The following is a 23,356-nucleotide window of genomic DNA, read 5'->3' as shown; positions in this document are numbered from 1 at the left end:
CCTCGGCTGCGGGGCTTCCGGGGCGGTGCTGCCGGGGCTTCCGGTGCGGTGCTTCCGGCGCGGTGCGGATGCCGCGGTACGACTGTCGCGCGGCGCCCTATCGGTGACCTATACGGCGTCCGCGCCGTCCTCCGGCGGGGTGCGCAGCCCCGGCGCCACGCACGCGACGAGCGCCGTGAGGGCCATGACACCGCCGAGCACGAGCACGGCACGGCTCGCGTCCGTGGCCTCCAGGAGGTACCCGGCGGCGACGGGCCCGAGGGCCATCGCACCCGAACCCACCAGGTTGGCGAGCGAGTTGGCGCGTCCGCGCATCCGGTCGGGCGCCGAGCGCACGATGAGGACGCCGCCCGCCACGTTGAAGACGCCGCCGACGTAGCCGCTCGCGGCGAAGAGCGCGCCGAGCGCGAAGGGCTGGTGGAGCACGGCGGCGACGGGCAGCATGAGCGCCGTCCAGGCGAGGAGTCCGCCGAGTACGAGGGCGCGCAGCGAGACGCGGGTGTTCCACCAGCCGCCCGAGAGGGCGCCGACGAGGCCGCCGGCTCCGCTGAGCGAGAGGATGAGGCCGACCTGGAACTGACTGCCGTGGTGGTCCAGGACCGCCGCCATCACGGCGAGATTGAGGCCCTGGAAGAGGACGTTGGTCACGGCGACCGCGCTCATCACGGCCCGCAGGAAGGGCCGGTGCCACATCCAGACGAGGCCCTCGCGGATCTCCGCGCCCACGTGCGCGCGCGGACCGGTCCGCTCCTGCTGGAGCCTGCCCCGTACGCGCGAGAGCGAGAGCGCGGCGAGGAGGTGGAGGACGGCGGCGGTCCCGAAGGGCAGCGCGGAACCGGCGGCGGCCAGGCCGCTGCCCAGGGGCTGCCCCGCGATCGCCGCGCCCCGCGTGCGGGCCTCGTTGCCCGTGAGGGCCGTGGGGAGCTGGGAGCGCGGGACGACGGCGGGCACGGCGGCGCGTTCGGCGAGCTGCTGGAGGACGCCGAGCGCGCCCTCGACGAAGGCGGCGCCGAGCAGCGCCCACAGCCAGGGCCTGCCGGAGAAGAAGAGGAAGGCGACGAGGCCGCCCACGAGCGCCTGCCCGATACCCGCGAGCACCATGATCCGCTTGCGGTCGTAGCGGTCGACGAGCACTCCGCCGGGCAACTGCACGAGCAGTTGCGGCAGGAGCAGCGCGGTGCCGACGAGCCCCGCGTCGGACGGCGACCCGGTGGCCCACAGCACGACGATCGGGTACGCCACGGTCGTGGCCCGCCCGGCGAGCAGCGAGAGCCCGGCGCCGCCCCACAGCCGCGTGAAGTCCCGGTTCCCGCGCAGGGGCGGGGGCGGGGACGCCCCGTCCTCCGGCTCCGCGCCGGACGCCGGGTCCCGCGGGGGCGCGGGGGGCGCCGCTGCGCGCACGGACGCCGACGCGGGCACGGGGGCCGACGCGGGCACGGGGGCCGACGCGGGCACGGGGGCCGACGCGGGCACGGACGCCGACGCGGGCACGGGGGCCGACGCGGGTACAGAGGCCCCCTCACGTACGGCGGCCTCCTCACGTACGGGCGCCTCCTCGCGTACGGCGGCTTCCTCCCGTACCGGCGCCGCTTCCCGCACCGCGGCGCCCTGCTTCGCGCACGTCTCCTCGGCGAGCAGCCAGGGCACCTCGGCCGGGCTCGCCGGGGGCTGCCGTGCGGCGCTCATCGGGCGGCCACCGGGCGCGGGCGGGCGGCGACGCCCAGCGGGCTGCCCGCCGGGACGTCCACCGGGGTGTCCGCCGGGGCGCTGACGTGCTCCAGGACGGCCATCGCGCTGTGCATCTTGTTCTCGGCCTGCGCGAAGGCGATGCTCGCGGGCCCGTCGAGCACCTCGGCCGTGACCTCCTCGCCCCGGTGGGCGGGCAGGTCGTGCAGGAAGACGGCCCGCGGACTCGTGTCCCACAGCCGCCGGGTCACCTGGAACGGGGCGAAGATGTCCCGCCAGTTCGCGTCCGGCTTGCTCGTGCCGGTGGTCTGCCAGCGGGTCGTGTAGACGACGTCGTAGTCGCCGCCGAGCGCGGTCATGTCGTGGTGCTCGGTGAGCGTGGCGCCGCTGCGCTCGGCGTGGGCGGCGGCGCGCGCGGCGATCGAGGCGGTGAGGCCGTAGCCGGGCGGGGTGCGCAGGTCGAGGGTGACGCCCCGGTAGCGGCTGAGGGCGAGCGCGAGGGCGGCGGCGGTGTTGTTGCCCTCGCCGACGTACAGGACGCGCAGCCCCTCGATGCGCCCGAAGTGCCGGGTGAGCGTGGTGAGGTCGGTGAGCGCCTGCGTCGGGTGCTCCTCGGCGCTCATCGCGTTGACGACGGCCATGCGGTCCTGCCCGGCCCAGCCGCGCAGTTCCGCCTCGGGCCCCGCCGTGCGCGCGACGAGCACGTCGAGCATCCCGGAGAGCACCCGCCCCGTGTCCTCGGTCGTCTCGCCGGTGTTGAGCTGGAGGTCGCCGGGGCCGTAGGCGAGGAGCGAGGCGCCGAGGCGCAGCGCGCCCGCCGAGAAGGCGGTACGGGTCCTGGTGGAGGTGCGGGCGAAGTAGATGCCCGCGACGCGCCCGGCGAGCGGGCGGACGGGCCCGGCGAGGCCGGCCGAGAAGAGGGCGCCGCGCGCGACGACCGCGCGCAGTGCGGAATCGGTGAGGTCGTCGATCGAGACGAGGTGGCGCACGGGGCGCCCTTCGTGCGGCGTGCTCATGAGGTGGCCTCCAGCCTTGCGGCGGTGGTGTCGAGCGCGGCTGCCTGCCGCGCGACGGTCGGTTGGCGCAGGGCGGTCGTCAGATCGAGGGCGATCCCGGCGCGGTGGGCGGCGAGCAGCAGGGGCGGTACGAGGAGCGAGTCGCCGCCGAGGTCGGCGAAGTCGTCGTCGGCACCGACCCGCGTGAGTCCGAGCACTTCGGCCCAGACGGCGGCGAGCGCGCGTTCGGTCGGGGTGCGGGGCGCGGTGTACGGCCGGTCGGCGGCCTGGGTCGCGGACCGGGCCACGAGGGCTGCGCGGCCGCGCTTGCCGTGCCCGGTCAGGGGCAGCGCGGGCACCGCCGTGACCGTCGAGGGGACGAGCGCGGTGGGCACGACGGCGCGCAGGCGTGCCCGCAGCGCCCGCACGTCGACACGCGCGCCCGCGTCCGGGACGACCCAGGCGGCGAGCCGGTGGCCGCCGTCGGCCGCGGGCACGGCGACGACGAGCGCTTCGCGCACGGCGGGGTCGGCGGCGAGCGCCGCCTCGGCGGCGCCCGGCTCGACGCGGTGCCCCCGGACCTTGACCTGCTCGTCGGCGCGCCCGGCGAACTCCAGGGTGCCGTCCGGCAGGTGGCGCGCGAGGTCGCCCGTGCGGTAGAGGCGGGCGCCGGGCGGCCCGTACGGGTCGGGCACGAAGCGGGCGGCGGTCTCGCCGGGCCGCCCCGCGTAGCCGCGCGCGAGTCCGTCGCCGCCGAGGTGGACCTCGCCCGTGACGCCCTCGGGAACGGGGCGCAGGCGGTCGTCGAGAAGGCGCACGACGACGCCGGGGAGCGGGGCGCCGAGCGGCACGAGGGGCCGCTCCGGGTGCGCGCCGCGCTCGTCGTGCCCGCCGGTCGGCGCGGTGGCGCGCACCCGCGTGAACGTCGCGGCGACGGTCGCCTCGGTCGGCCCGTACTCGGCGGTCAGCGCCATCCCCTCGCCCGCGCCGCGTCCGGCCCGTACCCTGCGGGCGACCCGTGCGGCCTGCGCGGCCGGGTAGGCGTCGCCCGCGCACACCGCGAGCCCGGCGAGCGAGGCGAGTTCCTCGTCGGTCAACTGGCCCTCGAGCAACCGGAGGTGGCCGGGCGTGAGGCCGACGAAGGCGTACGGGGCGCCCGCGAGGAGCCGTGCGCCCAGGTCGCCGGGGGCGAGTTCCTGCGGCAGGACGCGGACGGCCTGCCCGGTCATCAGCGGGGCCCACAGCGCGGGCATCCCGAGGTCGAAGCCGACGGGGGTGAACCAGGGCGCGCCCCCGGTACCGGCTGTCGTGTAGCGCGTGACGGCCCAGTCCAGGTAGTGCGCGAGCGCCCGGTGGCTGATCTCGACCGCCTTGGGCCCTCCGGTGCTGCCCGAGGTGTGCAGGACGTAGGCGAGGCGGTCGGGGTCGAGCGGTACGGCGTCGAGCGCAAGGGCGTCGTGGTGAACGGCGTCGAGCGCAACGGCGTCGAGCGCGGCGCCCGGCCCGTCACCGGCCTCCTGGGTCTCCGCCGCCGGGACGTACGGCACCCCCGGCAGCCGTCCCGCGTACGCCGCCTCCGTGACGGCGAGCGCGATCCCGGCCTCCTCCGGCCGGGGCGCGGGCGTCCCGGGGTCGAGCGGGACCTGCGCCGCACCCGCCTTCCAGACGCCGAGCAGCGCGGCGACGAGATCGGGGCCGCGGTCCAGGAGAACGGCGACGCGTGTCTCCGGCCCGGCCCCGAGCGCCCGCAGGCGCTGGGCGATACGGGCGGCGCGCGCGTCGAGTTCGCCGTAGGTCAGCGCGAAGCCGTCGCCGTGCAGGGCGAGCGCGTGGGGGGTACGGGCCGCCTGCGCGGTGACGGCGCGGCACACGTCGAGCGGCGTCGTGGCGTGCGGCGCGGGGGGCGCGGTGAGCCGGTCGCGTTCGGCGGTCGTCGGGTAGGCGCCGGTGCTGTCGCCCTCGGCTCCGGTCCGGGCCATGTCACCGAGGACGGCGCGGTACAGGCCGAGGAGCCGGTCGGCGGCGGCGCGGCTCAGGGTGCGGGTGCGCGAGGCGAGCGAGAGGTGGCCGCGCACGGGCGTGCCGACGACGACGGGGAACTCGTTGGGGCTGTCGTCGCGGCTGGCCATGATGTCGATCAGCTCGGTGTCGACCTGGTGGAAGTCGAGGTAGTGGAAGAGGACGTCGATGAGGTGGCGTTCGCCCCCGGGGCGCCGCATCGCGGGCATCGGGTACCGGCGGTGCGGCCACAGCGCGACCTCGTGCGCGAAGACCTCGCGGGCCAGGTCGCCCCACGTGCGGGCGGTGTCGGCGCGGTAGGGGAAGGGCACCGAGTTGAGGTACATCCCCGAGACCGACTGGGCGCCCGCCTCCTCGGGCCGCGCGTCGGCGACCATGCCGCCCCGGAAGGCCGTGGAGCGGGTCAGGAGTGAGAGGACCTTGCTGTGGGCGGCGTGCAGGACGCTCTTGTACGGCACCCCGGCGGCGCTCGCGAGGGCGCGCAGTCCCGGTTCGAGCGAGGTGAGCGGGAGGTCGACGCGGTAGCGCTCGTCGGGCGCGGCCGGGTCGCCCGCCCACCCGGGCGGCACGGTGAACTTCTCGTATTCGTCGACGACGCCGCGCCAGTACTCCTGGTCGGCCGGGTCGGCGAGGGAGCGCACCTCGCCCGCGATGAAGTCGGCGTAGCGCACGGCGGGCGCGGGCGGCGCGGGCTCGGGCTCGGCGCCGATGCGCAGGGCGCGGTAGGCGCGGAGCAGTTCCATGAGCTGGGAGTGGTAGCTCCAGCCCTCGATGACGGGGTGGCACTCGGTGATGGAGAGCCACCAGCTCTCGTCGTCCAGGAGGTGCACGGCCATCCGCATGAGCGGGGCGCTGCCGAGGTCGAAGAGCTGGGCGCGGTCGCGGTCGGCGAACTCCCACAGGGCCGGTTTGCGGTTCTCCGGGGGCAGGTGGCGCAGGTCCTCGTGGTGGAAGGGCATGGTGCCCGCGGCGTGCACGAGCTGGAGGGGCTGGGAGTGGCCGGTGAGCGCGAAGGAGGTGCGCATGACCTCGTGGCGCTCGACGACGAGGTCGGCGGCGCGCTGGAAGCAGGCGGGGTCGAAGGGGAGTTCGTCGCGGATGCGGAAGGAGGTGATGTTGTGGTAGCGGTTCTCGCCGCTGTCCCCGTGCATCTCGACGAGCATCCCGGCCTGGACGCGCGAGAGCGGGTAGGCGTCGGTGACGTCGGCGGGGAGCGCCGCGCGGTCGGCCGCCGCGATCAGCGCGAAGCGGGCGACGGCGCGCGAGGCGGCCTCCTGGCCCGTACCGCCGCGCGGGACGGCCGCGGCGAGGCGTGCGACGGTGCGGTGCTGGAAGACGTCGCGGACGGAGGTCTCCCAGCCTGCCCCGCGCAGGGCGCCGACGAGTGCGACGGCGCGCAGCGAGTCGCCGCCGAGGTCGAAGAAGTTGTCGTGCACGCCGACCAAGTCGACGCCGAGGACGTCGGCCCACAGCGCGGCCATGGCCCGCTCGGTGTCGTCGCGCGCGGCGACGTGCTCCCCGACGGCGGTCGCGGCCCGCCCGGGGGCGGGCAGGGCGCGGCGGTCGAGCTTGCCGTTGGCGGTGAGCGGGAGCGCGTCGAGCGTGAGGTAGGCGGCGGGCACCATGTACGGGGGCAGGGCGGTGCCCAGGTGTGCGCGCAGCGCGGCGGGGTCGAGCGCTTCGGCCGGTGCGCCGGGCGCGGGCACGAGGTAGGCGACGAGCCTGCGACCGCCGGGGGTGTCGTCGCGCACCACCACGACGGCCTCGGCGACGGCGGGCAGTTGGGCGAGCGCGGCCTCGATCTCGCCGGGCTCGACGCGGTAGCCGCGCACCTTGACCTGGTGGTCGGCGCGGGAGACGAAGTCCAGGTCGCCGTCCGGCAGGACGCGCGCGATGTCGCCCGTGCGGTAGAGCCGCGCGCCCGGTTCGCCGTACGGGTCGGGCACGAAGCGCTCGGCGGTCAGCGCGGGCTGGCCCGCGTAGCCGCGCGCGAGTCCCGTGCCGCCGATCCACACCTCCCCGGGGACTCCGGTGGGCAGCGGGCGCAGTTCCTCGTCGAGGACGTACATCGTGGTGTGCGGGATCGCCTGCCCGATGGGCACGAGTTCGGTCGTGAGGGGGCCGTCGACGAAGTACGCGGAGTTGCCGACGGTGATCTCGGTGGGCCCGTACTCGGCGGCGAGCCGGGTGCCCGTGGGACCGGCCGCCTCGGCCCAGCGTTCGGCGAGGCGCGCGGTGAAGGAGTCCCCCGCCGCGATGACGAGCCCGGCGAGGTCGCGGATCTGCGGGGCGCTGAGCTGCTGCGTGAGGAGGTCGAGGTGGCCGGGCGTGAGCTTGATGAAGGAGTACGGGCCGCCCGCGACGAGGTGTGCGCCGAGGTCGGCGGTGTCGAGGTCCTGCGGGAGCAGGTGGACGGGCTGCCCGGTCATGAGCGGGGCGTAGAGGTCGGGGACGCCGAGGTCGAAGGCGATCGAGGAGAACAGCGGCGCGCCGCCGGTGCCGGCGCCCGCGTACGCCTGGACCGTCCAGCCGAGGTAGTTGGCGAGGCCCCGGTGGCTGATCAGGACGCCCTTGGGGCGCCCGGTGGAGCCGGAGGTGTGGATGACGTAGGCGAGCTGGTCGAGGTCGTGCGCGGCGGGGAGCGGTGCGTCGGCGGCGGCGAGCGCGGCGCGCTCGGCCGGGTCGTCGACGACGACGAGGTGCCGCCCGGCGAGCCTCGCGGCGTACCGGCGCTCGGTGACGACGAGGCGCGTGGGCCCGGTGGCGAGGACGGCGGCGACGCGCTCGTCCGGGTAGCCGGGGTCGACGGGGACGTACGCGGCGCCCGCGCGCCAGATGCCGAGGAGCGCGGCGAGCAGCTCGGGTCCCCGGTCGAGGAGCACTCCGACGGTCGTGTCGGGGCCCGCGCCGAGCGCGGCGAGCCTGCGGGCGTAGCGGTCGGCGGCGGCGTCGAGTGCGGCGTAGGTGAGGTGGGTGTCGCCGTGCCGGACGGCGATCGCGTCGGGGGTCGCGGCCATCTGGGCGCCGATGGTGTCGACGACGGGGCGCAGGGTGCCCTGGTCGAGCGGTGTGCCGGTGCCCACGGGCGTGGCGGGCCCGGCGAGGAGGCGGGCGCGTTCGGCGGGGCCGAGGCAGTCGAGCGCGGACACGGGGCTGTCGGGGGCTTCGACGGCGGAGCGCAGGAGCGTCGTCCAGTGCCGGGCGACGCGCTCGGCGGTCGCCGCGTCGAAGAGCGCGGTCGCGTACTCCAGGCTGCCGCGGAGGCTGCCGTCGGCGCGCTCGCCGAGGTGGAGGGTGAGGTCGAAGCGTGCGACGCGGGAGCGGGCGGGCACGGGAACGCTCGTCAGTCCCGGCAGTGCGAAGGGGTCCTGGTCCGCGTCGGGCGCGAGGTCGAACATGACCTGGAAGACGGGGGTCGTGGACAGGTCGCGGTCGGGCTCGACGAGGTCGGCGAGCCGGTCGAAGGGCGCCGACTGGTGGTCGAAGGCGCCGAGGACTCCGGCGCGTGTCGCGGTGACGAAGTCGCGCAGGCGCGTCGTGGGCCGCCATGTGCCGCGCAGGGCGAGCGTGTCGTAGGCGTACCCGGCCATGCGGCGCAGCTCGGGACGGGTGCGCGCGGACGCGGCGGTGCCGACGCAGACGTCCGTGGTGCCCGCGTACCTGCCGAGGAGCAGTTGCCATGTGCCGAGCAGGACCATGAAGGGCGTGCAGCCGCTCTCGCGGGCGAGTGCCCGCACGCGCTCGGCGAGGTCCCTGTCGACATCGAACTCCCAGGCGGCGCCCGCCGCGTCGCGCACGGCGGGGCGCGGCCTGTCGGTGGGCAGCGACAGGGGCGCGAGCGCGGCGAGCCGTTCCCGCCACCAGTCGAGGTCGGCGCGCGCCTCGGGGGTGTCCTCGCGGCGGGCGAGGTGGGCCGCGTAGTCGGCGTACTGGACCGGCAGCGGGGGCAGCGCGCTCCCCGGGTCGCGGCCGTCGGCGAGCGCGGTGTACAGGACGCGCAGCTCCTCCAGGAGGAGCGGGCGGGTCAGGGCGTCGCACGCGATGTGGTGGACGAGGACGACGAGGACGTGGTCGTCGGGCGCCAGTCGCAGCAGGCGCACGCGCAGCGGGGCCTCGCGCGCGAGGTCGAAGGGGCGCGCCGCGTGGAGCTCGGCGAAGGCGACGGCGGCGTCCGTGCGCCCGCCCGTGCCCGTGGGCGCGTCGGTGACGGTGAGGTCGACGCGTCCCGGCGGGTCGATGTGCTGGTGGGGCGCGTCCTGGTCGAGCCGGTAGCGGGTGCGCAGGATCTCGTGGCGTGCGGCGAGCGCGTCGAAGGCGCGGTGCAGCAGCCCGGTGTCCAGCGGGCCCTGGAGGCGGTGGACGAGCGGGAGCACGTACTCGGGGCTCTCCGGGTCGAGCTGGTGCACGAGCCAGAGCCGGCGCTGGCCCGGCGAGAGCGGGAGCGGCGCGGTGCGGTCGGCGCGGGGCAGGGCGGCGCTGCCGCGCCCGGCGCGGGCCGCGCGGCGGCGGCGCCCCAGCTCGGCGAGGAGTGCTTCCCTGGACGGCGCTGTGGGTGTGGTCACGGCTGGTACTCCCCCTGGGCGAGGACCTGTTCGGCCTCGGTGAGCGTGGCGATCTCGGCGCACACGGCCTCTTCGACGGCGGTGGCGAGGCTGCGGACGGTGGGCCGTTCGAAGACGGCGCTCAGCGGCAGGAGCACGTCGAACTCCTCCTGCACGCGGGCGATGACGCGGGCGGCGCGCGCCGAGTCGCCGCCGATGCGGAAGAAGCTCTGCCGGGCCCCGACGGGTTTCGTGGCGTCCCCGTACAGCTCCTCGGCCCAGATCTCGGCGAGTGCTTCCTCGACCGGACCCGTCGGTGCCGTCCACGGCTCGTCGGCGAGCGCGGCGGAGAGGTCGGGCACGGGCAGGGCGGCGGTGTCGACCTTGTTGTGCGCGGTGAGAGGCAGCGCGTCGAGGCCGACGAGGAGGGCGGGGAGCATGTAGTCGGGCAGCCGGCGCGCGCAGTGGTCGAGCAGTTCGCCGTCGGTGACGGGTGCGGCGCCCGGCGCGGGCGTCCAGTAGCCGACGAGCACGGCTTCTGCGCCGCTGCCGTGCGCGTTCACGAACACCTGGGCCACGGCGGGGTGTTCGGCGAGCACTCCCTGCACCTCGCCGGTCTCGACGCGCCTGCCGCGGATCTTGACCTGGCCGTCGGCGCGCCCCGCGAACTCGATCGTGCCGTCCGGGCGCACGCGCGCCTGGTCCCCGGTGCGGAAGAGCCGGGCGCCGGGCGGCCCGTACGGGTCGGGCACGAAGGCGGCGGCGGTGAGCGCGGCCCGGCCGTGGTAGCCGAGCGCGAGCCCTTCTCCCGCGACGCAGAGTTCGCCCGTCACGCCGTAGGGCACGGGCCGCAGACCGGCGTCGAGCACGAGCGTGCGCACGTGCGGGTAGGGGCGTCCCACGGGGACGACGGCGGCGCGCTCCTCGGCCTCCCAGCGGGTCGCCGCGATGGTCGTCTCGGTGAGCCCGTACTCGTTGACGAAGCGGCGCAGTCTCCTGGACAGCTCGTGGGCGAGCGCGGGCGGGCAGGGCTCGCCCCCGGTCTGGCCCACGAGGGGCCGCCGCCCGAGCCCCGCGTCGATGAGCAACTGCCAGTGTGTGGGCGCCACTTGCAGGTGGCTCACCTCGGCCTGCTCGATGAGCGCGAGCTGCGCGGCCGGATCGCGCTGCTCGGTCTCGTCGGCGAGGACGACACGGCCCCCGGCGAGGAGCGGCATGAAGAGTTCGGTGCAGGAGATGTCGAAGGTGACCTGCGCGAGCGCGAGCCACGCGTCGTCGGGTCCCTCGCCGAAGTCCAGGTGGGCCTGCGAGGCGCGCAGCATCGCGAGGAGCGCGCCGTGCTGCACCGCGACGCCCTTGGGCCGGCCCGTGGAGCCCGAGGTGTACATGAGGTAGGCGAGCCGCGCGGGGTCGTCGAGTGCCGGGGCGTCGTGCGGGAAGGACGCGGTGTCGGGGTGCGGCTGTTCCTCGGCGGTCCCGTCGAGGACGAGGACTTCGCCCGCGAACCGCCCGGCGAGGCGCCCGGCGCCCTCGCGGTCGGTGACGAGCACGCGCGCGCCCGCGTCCTGGAGGATGTGCAGGGAGCGCTCGTCGGGCGCGGCCGGGTCGAGCGGGACGTAGGCCGCGCCGGTGCGCCAGGTGCCGAGGAACGCGGCGATCAGCTCGGGCGTGCGGCCGAGCCGTACGGCGACGACGCCGCCCTCGCGCGCGCCGCGCTCGCGCAGGTGCGCGGCGAGCGAGGCGGCGCGGAGCGCGAGCCGCTCGTACGACCAGTGCTCGCCGCGGCTGACCACGGCGGTGTCCCCGGGGGCGCGCCGTGCCCTCGCGCGGATCGCCGCCTCGACGGTGCGCTCGGGGCCGCTGACGGTGCCGGGCTCGGGGCGGCCCGCGCTGTGCGCGAGGAGTTCGGCGCGCAGCGCGGGCGGCAGGAGGTCGGCGTCGGCGAGCCGGACCCCCGGATCGGCGGTGACCGTTTCGAGGAGCCGGACCCAGCAGGCGGTGAGGCGCTCGATGGTGGCGGCGTCGAAGAGCGAGGTGGCGTACTCGGTGAGGCCGATGAGCGAGCCGTCGGGGCGGCGCTGGAGCATGAGCGTGAGGTCGGTGCGCGCGGTGCGCCAGGCGGCGCGGAAGGCGTCCGCGTCGCCGTCGCCGACGGCCGTGCCCGTGCTGCCCTCCTCGTGGACGTCGAACATGACCTGGTAGAGCGGGGTCCGGCCGGGGTCGCGCGTGTCGTCGAGCGCGTTGACGAGCCGGTCGAAGGGCAGCGCCTGGTGCGCGAACGCGGTCCGCGCCCGCTCGCCCACGTGCTGGACGGCCGCGCGGAAGCTCTGTTCGGGCCGCGCGTCGCAGCGCAGCACGAGCGTGTTGAGGAAGTAGCCGGCGACGTCGGCGGTACGCGGGTCGTCGCGCCCGGCGACGGGGACGCCGACGGGGACGTCCCACTGCCCGGTGAGCCGGGCGACGAGCGTGGCGAACGCGGTGAGCAGCGTCTGCTGGAGCGTCGCGCCGCACGCGCGCCCGAGCGCGGCGGCCCGCTCGGCCAGCTCGGCCGGGACGGTGAAGACGTGCGCGGCCCCCACGCCGTCCCTGACGGCGGGGCGCGTCCGGTCGGCGGGCAGGTCGGCGGGCTCGCAGCCCGCCAGGACCTCCGTCCAGTGCGCGAGTTCGTCCCGCACCCGCTCGTCCGTGAGCCGCGCGCGCTGGTGCACGGCGTGGTCCGCGTACTGCACGGGCAGCTCGGGCAGCCGCGCCTCCGTACCGGTGTGGGCGGCCTCGGCGAGCGCGCGCAGTTCGCGCTCCAGGACGACGGAGGTCCAGCCGTCGCACGCGATGTGGTGGATGCTCAGGACGACGGTGAGGACGCCGCGCCCGCGCACGGCGAGCGCGCGACGCACGGGACCGCACTCCAGGTCGAAGGGGCGCGCGAACTCGGCCTCGACGAGGGCGTTCAGTTCCTCGGCCGTCTCGGCGCGCGCGCTCGTGAGCGGCCACGCGGCGGGCAGGTCCGCGAGCTGGACGGGTTCGGCGCCGCGCAGCGCGTAGCGGGTGCGCAGGATCTCGTGGCGCTCGGCGAGCGCGGTGAGCGCGGCGGTGAGCGCGGCGTCCTCGTAGACGGCGGGCAGGGTGAGGAAGAGCGGCGCGTTCCACTCGGCGCTCCCGGGGCGCAGCCTGTCCAGGAGCCACAGGCCGCGCTGGCCCGGCGAGAGCGGCAGGCCCTCGGGGGTACGGGGGACGGGCACCACACCCTGAGCGCCGGGCGCGGCACCGTCCGCCGCCTCACCGCCCGCCGTCCCGCCGGTCAGGAGCGCCGCCTGTTCCTCGACCGTCGTGGCGTTGAGCAGTGCGGTGGCCGGGATGTGCCGCCCCGCCGCCTGCGAGAGCCCGGCGGAGAGCCGGTTGAGCATGAGCGAGGAGCCGCCGAGCTGGAAGAAGTTGTGCGTGGCCCCGATCTCCTCGGCGGGCGTCCCCGTCAGGCGCGCCCACTCCTCGGCGACGGCGCGCTCGGCGGGCGTGCGGACGGGCACGAGCGGCCCCTCGGCGGCGGCGTCGGCCGGGTCGGGGAGCGCGGAGCGATCGATCTTCCCGCTGGGGGTGAGCGGGAACTCGGTGACGGGCACGAAGGCGCCCGGCACGAGCGGGTCGGGGAGCGAGCGGCGCAGGAAGGCGCGCAGTTCGCGCGCGCCGAGCGGCTCGCCGCGCGACTGCACCCAGGCGACGAGGCGGTGCCCGCCGCTCCCGTCGGGTGTCGCGGCGACGACGGCCGCGCGCACCCAGGGGTGCGCCGCGAGCGCGGCCTCGACCTCTCCGGGCTCGATGCGGACCCCGTTGACCTTGACCTGCTGGTCGAGCCTGCCCAGGTATTCGAGGACGCCGTCGGCACGCCAGCGCACCCGGTCGCCCGTGCGGTAGAGGCGGGCGCCCGGCCGGTGCGGGTCGGGCACGAAGCGCTCGGCGGTCTGTCCGGGGCGCCCGAGGTAGCCGAGCGCGAGACCGACGCCGCCCGCGTGCAGTTCGCCGGGGACGCCGAGCGGCACGGGGTGCCCCGCCCGGTCGAGGACGACGACCCGCATGTTGCCGATCGGGCGGCCGATCGGGACGGCGCCCGTGTCCCGCTCCGGGTCCCAGCGGTGTTCGGTGATGTCGACGGACGCCTCGGTGGGCCCGTAGGTGTTCCAGATCTCGGCGCCCGGCGCGCGCTCGCTCAGGGCGCGGCACAGCTCGGCGTGGAGCGGTTCGCCCGCGCTGAACAGGAGCCGCAGCGCCGTGGCGTGCTCCCAGCCGGGCTCTTCGACGAGCCGCCGGTAGACGGAGGGCACGCCCTGGAGGACGGTGACGCGGTGCTCGCCGACGGTACGGAGCAGGGCCGCCGGGTCGCGCTCGGCGCCCTCGGGCGCGAGGACGACGGTCGCGCCCGCGACGAGCGGGGCGAAGAGTTCGAGTCCGGCGGCGTCGAAGCCGACGGTGGTCTTGAGGAGCATCCGGTCGCCCGGCCGCAGTCGGCGGGCGAGCCAGCGCACGCGGTTGGCGATCCCGCCGTGCGGCACGAGCACGCCCTTGGGGCGCCCGGTGGAGCCCGAGGTGTGCAGGACGTACGCGGGCCGCTCGGCGTCGGCGTGGAACTCCACGGCACCCTCGGCGCCTCGGGACGCCGCGTCGGCGGGGTGCCCATCGGCGGGCGGGTCGGCGGGCGGCTCCGCGAACGTGTCGGTGAACAGCGGGCGCACCCCGCCGGGCAGGCTCGCCGCCGTCCCCGCCTCGGTCACGACGGGCGGCTGCCCGGTGTCCGTGAGGACGGCCGCGATGCGCGCGGCGGGGTGGTGCGGGTCGATCGGCACGTACGTACCGCCCGCGAGCCACACGCCGAGGAAGGCGGCGAGCAGGTCGGGGCCGCGGCGCAGGCAGACGCCGACGTGGTCTCCCTCGCGCACACCCGCGCGGCGGAGTCCGGCGGCGAAGCGGTCGGCGCGCGCGGCGAGTTCCGCGTAGCTCAGGACCTCGCCCCGCGCCCCGATCACGGCGGGGGCGTCGGGCGTGCGGGCCGCGCGGGCGCGGAAGAGCGAAGGGATGAGCAGGTGGCCGGGTACACGTCCCGACGTGGCGGGGTCGTTCACGAGTTCTCCTCCATCGGGATAGCGGGAGCGGCGGTCGGCTCAGCTGCCGGACACGGCCTCGGCCATCCGGCGCCGCAGGCTCAGCGGGCGCAGGTCGGTCCAGACGGTGTCGATGTGGGCGAGGCAGTCCTCACGGGTCCCCTCGGTCCCCTCGGCGTGCCAGCCGGCGGGCAGTTCGCGCCCCGCCCACCAGATCGAGTACTGCTCCTCGTCGTTGCGGACGACGCGGTACGCCGGCTCCTCGCCGGACGGCCCGTTCGCCTGCTCGCCCGCGGGTTCGCTCGTGTGTTCGTTCATGGAATGGCCCTTCTACTCGGTGGGACGGGCCCATGCTCCGCCGCGGCCCTATCGGCGGTTTATCGCTCGCCTATACGGGGGCGGCGCACCGGGCCCGGGACAGGGCGGAGCCCCCGGCGCGCGAGGCGCCGGGGGCTCTCCGGGTGCGGTCGGACGGACCGCCGCGGGGGGTGGTGGGGTGGCGGTGCTCAGGCCGCGACGTTGGCGGCGAGCGGGTTGAGGTTCGCCTCGACGTCGTTGGCGAGCACCCAGGCCGCGTTGTTCACCTGGTTGTTGAGGTTGTTGTTGTTCAGGTCGTTGTTGCGGTTGTTGTTGTTCCGGTTGTTGAGGTTGTTGACGTTGTTGTTGTTCCGGTTGTTGTTGAGGTTGTTCGCCATGGTGGTGTTCCCCTTCTCGGTGGTGTCCCCGCGCTCGGGTGAGCGCCGGTGGTGGGTACCGTCCCGCGAGCCGTCGCGCACCCGGGTGGTGTGCGGCCTGCGGACGCTTTCGTACCGGGCGAGTGCGGCGGCCACACCCGCCGCGCCCGGTCTCTCCTCATCGAGGCAGACGGCGAGTGCGACGCCGTCCTCGATGGCCTGGTTGGCTCCCTGCCCGTGGTGCGGGAGCATCGGGTGGGCCGCGTCGCCGAGGAGCGTCGTGCGCGCCGTGCTCCAGCGCTCCAGCGGCTCCCTGTCGTAGAGCGCCCAGCGGCGTACGTCGTGACCCGCGCCGAGGAGCGCGCGCACGGCGGGCGGCCAGGCGGCGAGCGCCTCGTCGAGCGCGGCGGGCGTGGCCCCGCTCGTCCACGACTCGGCGGGCCCCTCGGGCGTCGGGGCGACGACGACGTAGGTGAAGGCGCGACCGCCGTTCACGGGGTAGAGCAGCAGCTTCGTGGGGCCCGCGTACATGTACATGAGGCGCGGGTCCAGTTCGGGCACGTCGGCGGCGTCCACGAGGCCGCGCAGCGCGCTGTCCCCGGAGTAGACGGCCGGGGCGGCGCCCGCGAGGCGCCTACGGACGAGCGAGTGCACGCCGTCCGCGCCGATGAGCGCGGAGGCCCGCGTGAGGGTCCCGTCGGCGAAGTGCAGCGTCACGCCGCGCGCGCCCTCCTCGTAGCCGGTCAGCTCCCGGCCCGTGTGCACCCGGTGGTCCGGTACGAGCGAGCGGAGCACGCGGTACAGATCGCCCCGGTGGACGGTGAGGTACGGGGCCCCGAACTCCTCCTCCCAGGCGGCGCCCATCTCCTGGCGCGCGACGGTCCGCCCGTCGGGGAAGGCCCGTATCTCCAGGGCGTCGGGGCGCACGGCGACCTCGGCGAGCCGCTCGGCGAGCCCCATGCGGTGCAGGAGCCGGGTGGCGTTCGGGCCGAGGTGCATCCCGACGCCCTCCTCGCGCAGCGTCGTGGCGCGTTCGTACACGTGGACGTCGATACCGCGCCGGTGCAGCGCCGCGGCGGCGGTGAGTCCGCCGATCCCCGCGCCGGTCACCGCGATGGTGGTGGTCATCCGTGGCTCCATGCCGTCTCGAAGGAGTCGAAGTCGTCGTGACCGCCGAAGTCGTCCTGCCCGTCCGCCCCGCCCGCGCCGAGCGCGAGGAGCGCCTCCAGCTCGGCCGCGTCCGAGAGCGAGACGTCGGCGATCCTCGTGTCGGGGTCGTCGACGGCGGCGGCGAGCAGCACCGCGTAGCCGTCGGCGAGGCGTTCGACGCTCGCGCGGTCGAGGACGTCGGTGTCGTAGGAGAAGACGGCCGTGACGCCCCCGGGCGTCTGCTCGATGCGCAGCAGCACATCGAGCTGGCCCTCCTGCTGCGGTACGTCGACGAGGGCGATCTCGACGCCCCCGTACGCGACGAAGGGCCCGACCGCGCTGCCCGGCGGGACGTTGGGCACCGGCGGTTCCATCCGGTCCATCTGGACGAGGAAGAGCGCGGCGCGGAAGAGGGTCGCGCCCGGGAAGGCGACCCCGGCCGGGCAGCGCACCCCGAGCATCCCGCGCATGACCCGCTCCCCCGCCCGTTCGGCGGCGGCGCGGAAGGTCGTGGCGGGCGCGAACTCGGCCCGTACGGGGATGGTGTTGAGGAAGCAGCCGATGAGGTCGCGGGTGCCGCGCCCCGAGCGGCTGGACGCCGGGACCCCGAGCAGGAAGTCGTCCTGCCCCGTCCAGCGGTGCGTCAGCGCCTGGAAGGCCGCGAGGAGGTACGCGAAGGGGGTGACCCCCACCGCGTGCGCCGCCCCGGCCAGTCCTTCGGCCGTACGCCCGGGGAGCTCCCGTACGACGGTGTCGCCGCGCAGCGAGCGCACGGCCGGTCTCGGCCGGTCCAGCGGCAGTTCGGCCGGGGCCGAGCCCGCGACGGCGGCACGCCACTCCTCGGCGGCGAGCCTGCCCCGCTCCGACGCGACGAACTCGCCCTCGGCCTCGGCATGTTCACCGTAGGAGCCGCGCAGCGGACGCCACGCGGGCGCGGTCCCCGCGAGGCGCGCGGTGTAGGCGTCGAGGAGATCGCGGACCAGGAGCCAGCGCGAGGTGAAGTCGCTGACGATGTGGTGCGCGGAGGTGACGAGCGCCCAGTCGTCCTCCGCGCGGCGCAGCAGGACGACCCTGAAGGGCCCGTCCTCCAGGCGGAAGGGGCGGGCCCCCGCCTCGCGCGCCGCCTCCAGGAACGCCGCCTCGTCCGTGCCCGAGAGATCGGTGAACTCCAGGCGCACGAAGGGGGATGCGGAGGCGTAGCGCACCGGGCGCCCGTCCCGCTCGGTGAAGACCGAGCGCAGCAGTTCCTGGCGCAGGCCGACCGCCGTGACGGCAGCCGCCATCGCCGCCGGGTCGAGGGGGCCGCGGACGCGCAGCGGCATGACGACGTTGTAGGCGCTGGAGCCGGGGGCGATGCGGTAGGCGGTCCACATCTCTTCCTGGATCTTGGTCAGCGGCAGGGCCCGGGGCCCCGTGGCGGTGCTCATCCGCAGCCTCCCGCGTGGCTCAGGTCGAAGGAGCGCGGCTCGGCGGCCGGGACGCTCGCGGGCGCGGGCGGCGCGGGCGCCGCGGCCGGGCCGAAGGAAGCGGCGAACTCCTCGACGCGGTCCAGGCCCCAGAAGGGCTGCGAGCCGTTGACGAAGTACGGCACCCCGAAGACGCCGTCGCGCACGACGTCGAGCAGCGCCTTGACGCCCCGCTCCCGCAGCTCCGCGTCCTCGGGGGCGCCCGCGACCGCCTCGGCGTCCAGGCCGACCTCGGCGGCGAGTTCCCGTACGACCGCCGGGTCGCAGATGTCGCGGCCCTCCAGCCAGCGGGCCTCGGACGCGCGCTCGATCCAGGCCCGCCCGAGCCCCGCGTCCCGCGCGAGGAACCACGCCAGGTGGACGGGCTCCCACCAGGGCCCGGCGTCCACGGGCCACGTGAGCGCGATGCCCTCGGCCGCGGCGAGGCGGCGCACGTCGTGCAGGATGTAGAACTGCTTGGCACGGTTCATGGGCGTGTACGGGAACGTGGCACCGGCCTCGGCGAGTGCCTTCTCGCTGCGCGCGTCGGGCTCCCAGAAGGGCCGGAACTCCAGCCGGTCGAGCAGTCCTGGGTGCCGCTCGCGCAGCCGCTTGAGCGCGAGGAAGTTGTACGGGCTGCGGAGGTTGAAGTAGAACCGCGGCGGCCTGGGTGCGCGAGGCATGGCCGGCTTCCTTTCTCGATGCGTCTTCGTGCGGACGGACGGGCGTACGGGTGCGTACGGGGCCGTCCGGGCGGGCGTACGGGGGCTGCGTACGAGAGCGTCCGGTCGCCGCCGGAGGGGGCGTGTCCCGGGGTGCGGTGCGGTGGCCGGTCAGACGACGAGTCCGCCGTCGACCGCGAAGACCTGGCCCGTGATGTAGGCGGCGCGCGGCCCGGCCAGGAAGGAGACGAGTTCGGCGACCTCGCGCGCCTCGCCGAAGCGGCCGAGCGGGATGCGCCGCGTCATCTCCCCGATGTGCTTCTCGGAGAGCCCGCCCGTCATGTCGGTGCGGATGAAGCCGGGGGCGACCGCGTTGGCGCGGATGCCCGAGCGGCCCGCCTCCTTGGCGAAGGCTTGCGTGAAGCCGATGATCCCGGCCTTGGACGCGCTGTAGTTGGACTGCGTCGCGTGTCCCCGCGCGGCCACGGACGAGAGGGTCACGACGGTGCCCCTGCGGCGCTTGAGCATCGGGAAGGCGAGGGTGCGCACGACGTTGTAGGTGCCGTCGAGGTTGGTGCGCAGCACGGCGTCCCAGTCCTCGTCGGCCATCATCGCGAGGTGCGCGTCGCGGACGATCCCCGCGGCGGTGACGAGGACGTCCACCGGACCGAGGGTCTCCTCCGCCTCGGCCGCGAAGGCGGCCACGGCCGCGCGGTCGGTCACGTCGACGCGGCGGGCGAGCGTGCGCGCGCCGTGCGCGGCGGCCGACTTGGCGGCGAGCGCCCCTGCCTCGTCGTTCGACTGGTAGCACAGGGCGACGTCGTGGCCGTCGCGGGCGAGGGTCTCCACGACGGCCCGCCCGATCCCGCGTGAACCGCCGGTGACGAGGGCGACCGGCCTCGGTGTCTCGGACATCAGACTTCTTCCCTCTCCTGGGGTGGTGCGGGGTGCGTACGAAGGGCGTACGGGGTGGTGTGCGGGTGGGTACGGACGGGGTGCCGCCGTCGGCCGGGGTGGTGGGTGGTCGGGTGCCGTGGCAGGGTCTCAGGAGAGCCGGAGCAGGAGTGCGCCCACCGTGCCGTCCCTGTCGACGGCGGTGACGAGGGCGAGCCGGTCCACCAGGGTGGGGCAGGCCGCCGCCTCGGCGAGCGCGGCGGCGAGCTGGAAGGCGGCGGAGGCCGCGCCCGCGTCACCGATGAGGGAGCGCAGCGGGAGGCGGTTGCCGGTGAGCCCGTCGAGCGCGTGTTCCTCCTGCTTGCCGAGGAGCCCCGGCGGCGTGCCGGGCACGAGCAGTTCGACGTCGTCGGCGCGCGCACCGGCCCCTGCCAGTACGTCCGCGACGCACCGGGCCAGCACCGTGCCGGCCCGCCCCGTCTCCTGGAAGGCCCGGAAGCGGGAGCCGAGCACGCGGGCGAGCACGGGCCTGCCCGACTCGCGGGCGCCCTCCTCGTCCTCCAGGAGGAAGAGCGCGCCGCCCTCGCCGAGCGGCTGCGGGTCCGCGCCGCCGTGCTCGGCGACCCGCTCGATCCTGGCGCGCTGCACCGAGAACTCCTCGACGGCGCCCGCGAGCAGGGCCGTACCGTGACCGCCGCGCAGCAGCCGGGTGGCGTACTGGAGGGCGAGCAGGGCGGTGGCCGCGCCGCCCGAGACGGTGACGTTGGGGCCCTTGAGGCTGTGCCTGATCGCGCTCTGTCCGGTGGGGCAGTTCATGACGGTGTTGGGGAAACGCGCCGGGTCGACGAGGTAGGGCTTGTCGCCGGTGAGCGCGTCCCGCGTGAAGTCCATGATCGACTGGACGCTGCCCGAGGTGCCGAGGACGAGCCCGGTCGACTCGGGGGCGGCGGCGAGGCCGGCCCCGTACTCGTCCAGGAGCATCCCGACGGTCGCCGCCGCGATCCCCGTGACGCGGTCCATGGAGCGCGTGCCCTTGCGGCCGAGCACCGCCCTGACGTCGAAGCCGGGGACGAGCGCCGCCGACTCGTAGGGGACCGGCCAACTCGCCTTGTCCACGGGGGCGATGGCCCGTTGTCCGTGCCGCAGTCCCTCGGCGAACTCGTGTCTGCCGAGGCCGTACGGCGAGGACACGGCCCAGCCGGAGATCACCGGCCCTGGGACGGGCGCGCCCGCTGCTGCTGCCATGCCCTTCCTCTCCTCTCAGTTCCAGCGGCCTGTTCAGGCCGCCTGTTGCCAGGCGCCGAGCACCAGGACGGCGTTGTTGCCGCCGAAGGCCAGTCCGTTGTTCTGCACGACCTTCAGCTCGGCCGTGACGGCTTCGTTGGGTACGCAGTCGACCGCGCACTCGGGGTCGGTGGAGCGGTGGTTGATGGTGGGCGGGATGAAGCCGTCCCGCAGCGCCAGGGCGCACGCGGCCGAGGCGAGGGCGCTGGCCGCGCCCATGGTGTGGCCGATCATCGACTTGATCGAGACGGTGCGCGGCAGGTCCTCGCCGAAGACCTGCCGGATCGCGCCGACCTCGGTCACGTCGTTGGCCCGCGTGCCGGTGCCGTGCGCGGAGATGAAGTCGACGTCCGCGGGCTCGATCCCGGCGTTGCGGTGCGCGGCGGTGATGCAGCGCGCGATGGAGTCGCGGTCGGGGGCGACCGGGTGGCTCGCGTCGCAGGACAGCCCGTAACCGAGCACTTCGGCGTAGATCGTGGCGCCCCTGGCCCGCGCGGACTCCAGCGACTCCATGAGGAGGATGCCGGCGCCCTCGCCGGTCAGGATGCCCTGCCGGTCGGCGTCGAAGGGACGGCACACGTCGGGTGCGATGGTGCCGAGCCGGTAGAAGCCCGTGAAGGTCTTGCGGCACAGCGCGTCGGCGCCGCCGCACAGGGCCATGTCGACGTCTCCCGAGCTGATCGCGTCGTAGCCGTAGCCGACCGCGTAGTTCCCGGCCGCGCAGGCGGTGGGGACCGTGACGGTCTCGACGTCCTCCAGCCCCAGCTCCCTGACGATGCCCGCCGAGAGCCGGTTCGGCCACACGCGCCGCGCGGCGACCGGGTCGAGCGCGTCCTCGCCCTCGGCGACCTGGAGGGCCGTGAGGTGGTCGAGGTCGCGGGACTCCCCGTCGGTCGTGCCGACCGAGACGAGGGAGCGCACGGCCCGTACCCGCTCGGCGGTGAGCCCCGCGTCCGCGACCGCCATCCGGCTCGCGGCGGCGGCGAACTGCGCGGCCCGGCCGAGGTCTTCGGGCTCCTGCGCCTCGAGCCAGTCGGCCGGCTCGAAGTCGGTGATCTCGCACGCGTTGGCGTAGGCGAAGCCCGTCGTGTCGAAGGCGCTGATGGGCTTGGCGCCGCTGCGCCCGGCCCGCAGGCTGTCCGCGAAGGCGTCCACCCCGGTGCCCACGCTCGTGACGACGCCGAGCCCGGTGATGACCACCCGGTGCCTGGCCGCGCGATCCGCCCCCGCGCGCGGGGCCCCGGTCGCCGGGCCGTCCGCCGGGTGGTTCGCCCGGCCGTCCGCCGGGCTTCTCACTGGGCCTTCGCCTCGGCGACCACGGCGTAGACGCCGGTGAGGTTGACCATGCGGCTCAGCTCGGACTGCTTGAGCGTGATGCCGAAGGTGCGCTCCAGCGAGGCCAGGATCTCGATGGTGCGCAGCGAGTCCGCGTCGTGCTCCTCCTTGAAGAGGCTCACGTCGCTCACCTCGTCCAGCTCCAGTTCGAGGATGTCGCAGACGATGTCCTTGATCTCGGCCTTCTGCGCGTCGTTCAGGGCGGGAACCTGCGTGGTCATGGGTGCCTCCGTGCGTGACTGGGCCTCGGGGCCCGGGACGTGGTGCGGGGTGGGGTGCGGTGGTGCGGTGGTGCGGGGAGAGCGCGAGGCGGGGAATCGAAGCGGTGCCTCAACGTGCTTTCGATGGTGGGGGCTTGGGCTATCAACGCCCTATATCCGCCAAGGTGGCCCCCGGCGATCCCTGCTCGCCGGCCCACTCGTCCTGCCAGAGCTTCGCGACGTCGCCGAAGTGCGCGCTGACCCAGTCGTCGTCGTAGATCGTGTCGAGATAGCGGTCGCCGCCGTCGGGCAGGATCACGACGACGGTCGCGCCGGGCTCGACGAGGGGCGCGATCCGGTCGAGCGCGGAGACGACCGCGCCCGAGGAGCCGCCCGCGAGTATCGCCTCGCGCCGTACGAGCCTGCGGCAGCCGACGACGCAGTCCAGGTCGGTGACCCGGACGACGTGGTCGGCGTCCGCGGGCCGCAGCAACTTCGGCCGTACGGAGGCGCCGTGGCCCGGAATGAGCCGGGTGCAGGAGGCGGTGGCCCCGAAGAGCACGCTGCCGACCGCGTCGACCGCGTGGACCGTCGTACTGAGCCCGGCCTCGCGGATGTACTGGGCGCAGCCCCCGAGCGTGCCCCCGGTACCGGCGGCGAGGACGAGGTGGTCGACCTTGCCGTCGAGCGCCTCGGCGATCTCCCGCATGGTCGTGAGATGGGCCTGCCTGTTGAGCGGGTTGGCGTACTGGTCCGGCCAGTACGAGTCGGGTGTCGCGGCGAGGAGTTCGGCCACGCGGCGCAGCCGCATGGGCAGCAGCTCGCCGGTGGCCGGGTCGGGCGTGGTCACGACGTCGACCTCGGCCCCGTAGGCCCGCAGGATCGCGAGGTTCTGCGGGGTGGTGCGGCTGTCGACCACGCAGACGAGGCGCAGCCGGAAGTACGCGCAGATCTGCGCGAGGCCGATCGCGAGGTTCCCGGAGCTGGACTCGATCACGGTGGAGCGGCCCGGCACCAGCTCACCGGTGCGCACGCGGTGCAGCACCATCGAGAGCGCCGAGCGGTCCTTGACACTGCCACCGGGGTTGAACCGCTCGGCCTTGGCGACGAGCCGCACCGGCAGGTGGGGCGCGAGCCGTTCCAGCTCGATGAGCGGGGTTCTCCCCACGGTGGCGAGAATTCCAGGGAGTTCGGCCGGCGGCGTTCCGGAGAGTCCGCCCGGCCCCGGGACAGCGGAGTTCCCGTCTTCGTACGGCATCTGAATGCGGCCATCCTCTGCTGGGACTGTGCGGGGAGAATTACGACGCATCGAGAATGAACCGGCCATCTATACGGCGCCCATACGGCGAGTTAGCGCCGAAGTACCGGAAAACGCTTGCGCT

General features: G+C 75.5%; 13 protein-coding genes. All 13 read right to left on the bottom strand.

Annotated elements, in window-relative coordinates:
- Positions 1 to 108: 108 nt before the first annotated feature.
- Positions 109 to 1,686, bottom strand: a complete 1,578-nt coding sequence (locus STTU_RS23355; RefSeq protein WP_052862404.1) for an MFS transporter — start codon at positions 1,684 to 1,686, stop codon at positions 109 to 111.
- Positions 1,683 to 2,702 (bottom strand): ornithine carbamoyltransferase, encoded by a 1,020-nt coding sequence (locus STTU_RS23350; RefSeq protein ID WP_009064949.1) that lies wholly within the window; start codon positions 2,700 to 2,702, stop codon positions 1,683 to 1,685. The genes STTU_RS23355 and STTU_RS23350 overlap by 4 nt, the downstream gene beginning before the upstream one ends.
- Positions 2,699 to 9,262 (bottom strand): non-ribosomal peptide synthetase, encoded by a 6,564-nt coding sequence (locus STTU_RS23345; RefSeq protein WP_043256085.1) that lies wholly within the window; start codon positions 9,260 to 9,262, stop codon positions 2,699 to 2,701. Before STTU_RS23345 ends, STTU_RS23350 begins: the two co-directional genes overlap by 4 nt.
- On the bottom strand, positions 9,259 to 14,352 hold the full coding sequence (locus STTU_RS23340) for a non-ribosomal peptide synthetase (RefSeq protein ID WP_007827434.1): 5,094 nt from the start codon (positions 14,350 to 14,352) through the stop codon (positions 9,259 to 9,261). Before STTU_RS23340 ends, STTU_RS23345 begins: the two co-directional genes overlap by 4 nt.
- A gap of 39 nt (positions 14,353 to 14,391) precedes the next feature.
- A complete protein-coding gene (locus STTU_RS23335; RefSeq protein ID WP_007827432.1) occupies positions 14,392 to 14,649 on the bottom strand; it encodes an MbtH family protein in 258 nt (85 codons plus the stop codon).
- A 188-nt stretch (positions 14,650 to 14,837) separates the two neighbouring features.
- Positions 14,838 to 16,133, bottom strand: coding sequence for an FAD-dependent monooxygenase (locus tag STTU_RS23330; RefSeq protein ID WP_043256083.1), 1,296 nt, complete (start codon positions 16,131 to 16,133; stop codon positions 14,838 to 14,840).
- The gene (locus tag STTU_RS23325; RefSeq protein ID WP_043256081.1) at positions 16,130 to 17,581 is read right to left on the bottom strand and encodes a condensation domain-containing protein; all 1,452 of its coding nucleotides are present in this window, start codon (positions 17,579 to 17,581) and stop codon (positions 16,130 to 16,132) included. The genes STTU_RS23330 and STTU_RS23325 overlap by 4 nt, the downstream gene beginning before the upstream one ends.
- Entirely contained in the window at positions 17,578 to 18,282 is a 705-nt protein-coding gene (locus tag STTU_RS23320; protein ID WP_007827427.1) for a 2-hydroxychromene-2-carboxylate isomerase, read from the bottom strand. Before STTU_RS23320 ends, STTU_RS23325 begins: the two co-directional genes overlap by 4 nt.
- A 150-nt stretch (positions 18,283 to 18,432) precedes the next feature.
- Positions 18,433 to 19,176: a 3-oxoacyl-ACP reductase FabG gene (gene fabG / locus STTU_RS23315; RefSeq protein ID WP_007827425.1), complete on the bottom strand. Its 744-nt coding sequence runs from the start codon at positions 19,174 to 19,176 to the stop codon at positions 18,433 to 18,435.
- Between the two features lie 129 nt (positions 19,177 to 19,305).
- Positions 19,306 to 20,400: a beta-ketoacyl synthase N-terminal-like domain-containing protein gene (locus STTU_RS23310; RefSeq protein WP_029396779.1), complete on the bottom strand. Its 1,095-nt coding sequence runs from the start codon at positions 20,398 to 20,400 to the stop codon at positions 19,306 to 19,308.
- Positions 20,401 to 20,433: 33 nt separating this feature from the next.
- Positions 20,434 to 21,735: a beta-ketoacyl-[acyl-carrier-protein] synthase family protein gene (locus STTU_RS23305; protein ID WP_043256079.1), complete on the bottom strand. Its 1,302-nt coding sequence runs from the start codon at positions 21,733 to 21,735 to the stop codon at positions 20,434 to 20,436.
- Positions 21,732 to 21,995 (bottom strand): acyl carrier protein, encoded by a 264-nt coding sequence (locus tag STTU_RS23300; RefSeq protein WP_009064967.1) that lies wholly within the window; start codon positions 21,993 to 21,995, stop codon positions 21,732 to 21,734. Before STTU_RS23300 ends, STTU_RS23305 begins: the two co-directional genes overlap by 4 nt.
- A 142-nt stretch (positions 21,996 to 22,137) precedes the next feature.
- The gene (gene sbnA, locus STTU_RS23295; RefSeq protein WP_043256077.1) at positions 22,138 to 23,232 is read right to left on the bottom strand and encodes a 2,3-diaminopropionate biosynthesis protein SbnA; all 1,095 of its coding nucleotides are present in this window, start codon (positions 23,230 to 23,232) and stop codon (positions 22,138 to 22,140) included.
- Positions 23,233 to 23,356 lie beyond the last annotated feature (124 nt).

The organism is Streptomyces sp. Tu6071, assembly GCF_000213055.1.
Taxonomy (GTDB): domain Bacteria; phylum Actinomycetota; class Actinomycetes; order Streptomycetales; family Streptomycetaceae; genus Streptomyces; species Streptomyces evansiae.
Note: the sequence above shows the minus strand (reverse complement) of the source record. Positions and strands in the feature narration are given on the sequence as shown.

Bases quoted from the DNA above. Each gene is read 5' to 3' on its own strand.
- STTU_RS23355 (WP_052862404.1), bottom strand. From the start codon at position 1,686: ATGAGCGCCGCACGGCAGCCCCCGGCGAGCCCGGCCGAGGTGCCCTGG.
- STTU_RS23350 (WP_009064949.1), bottom strand. From the start codon at position 2,702: ATGAGCACGCCGCACGAAGGGCGCCCCGTGCGCCACCTCGTCTCGATC.
- STTU_RS23335 (WP_007827432.1), bottom strand. From the start codon at position 14,649: ATGAACGAACACACGAGCGAACCCGCGGGCGAGCAGGCGAACGGGCCG.
- STTU_RS23330 (WP_043256083.1), bottom strand. From the start codon at position 16,133: ATGACCACCACCATCGCGGTGACCGGCGCGGGGATCGGCGGACTCACC.
- STTU_RS23325 (WP_043256081.1), bottom strand. From the start codon at position 17,581: ATGAGCACCGCCACGGGGCCCCGGGCCCTGCCGCTGACCAAGATCCAG.
- STTU_RS23320 (WP_007827427.1), bottom strand. From the start codon at position 18,282: ATGCCTCGCGCACCCAGGCCGCCGCGGTTCTACTTCAACCTCCGCAGC.
- fabG (WP_007827425.1), bottom strand. From the start codon at position 19,176: ATGTCCGAGACACCGAGGCCGGTCGCCCTCGTCACCGGCGGTTCACGC.
- STTU_RS23310 (WP_029396779.1), bottom strand. From the start codon at position 20,400: ATGGCAGCAGCAGCGGGCGCGCCCGTCCCAGGGCCGGTGATCTCCGGC.
- STTU_RS23300 (WP_009064967.1), bottom strand. From the start codon at position 21,995: ATGACCACGCAGGTTCCCGCCCTGAACGACGCGCAGAAGGCCGAGATC.
- sbnA (WP_043256077.1), bottom strand. From the start codon at position 23,232: ATGCCGTACGAAGACGGGAACTCCGCTGTCCCGGGGCCGGGCGGACTC.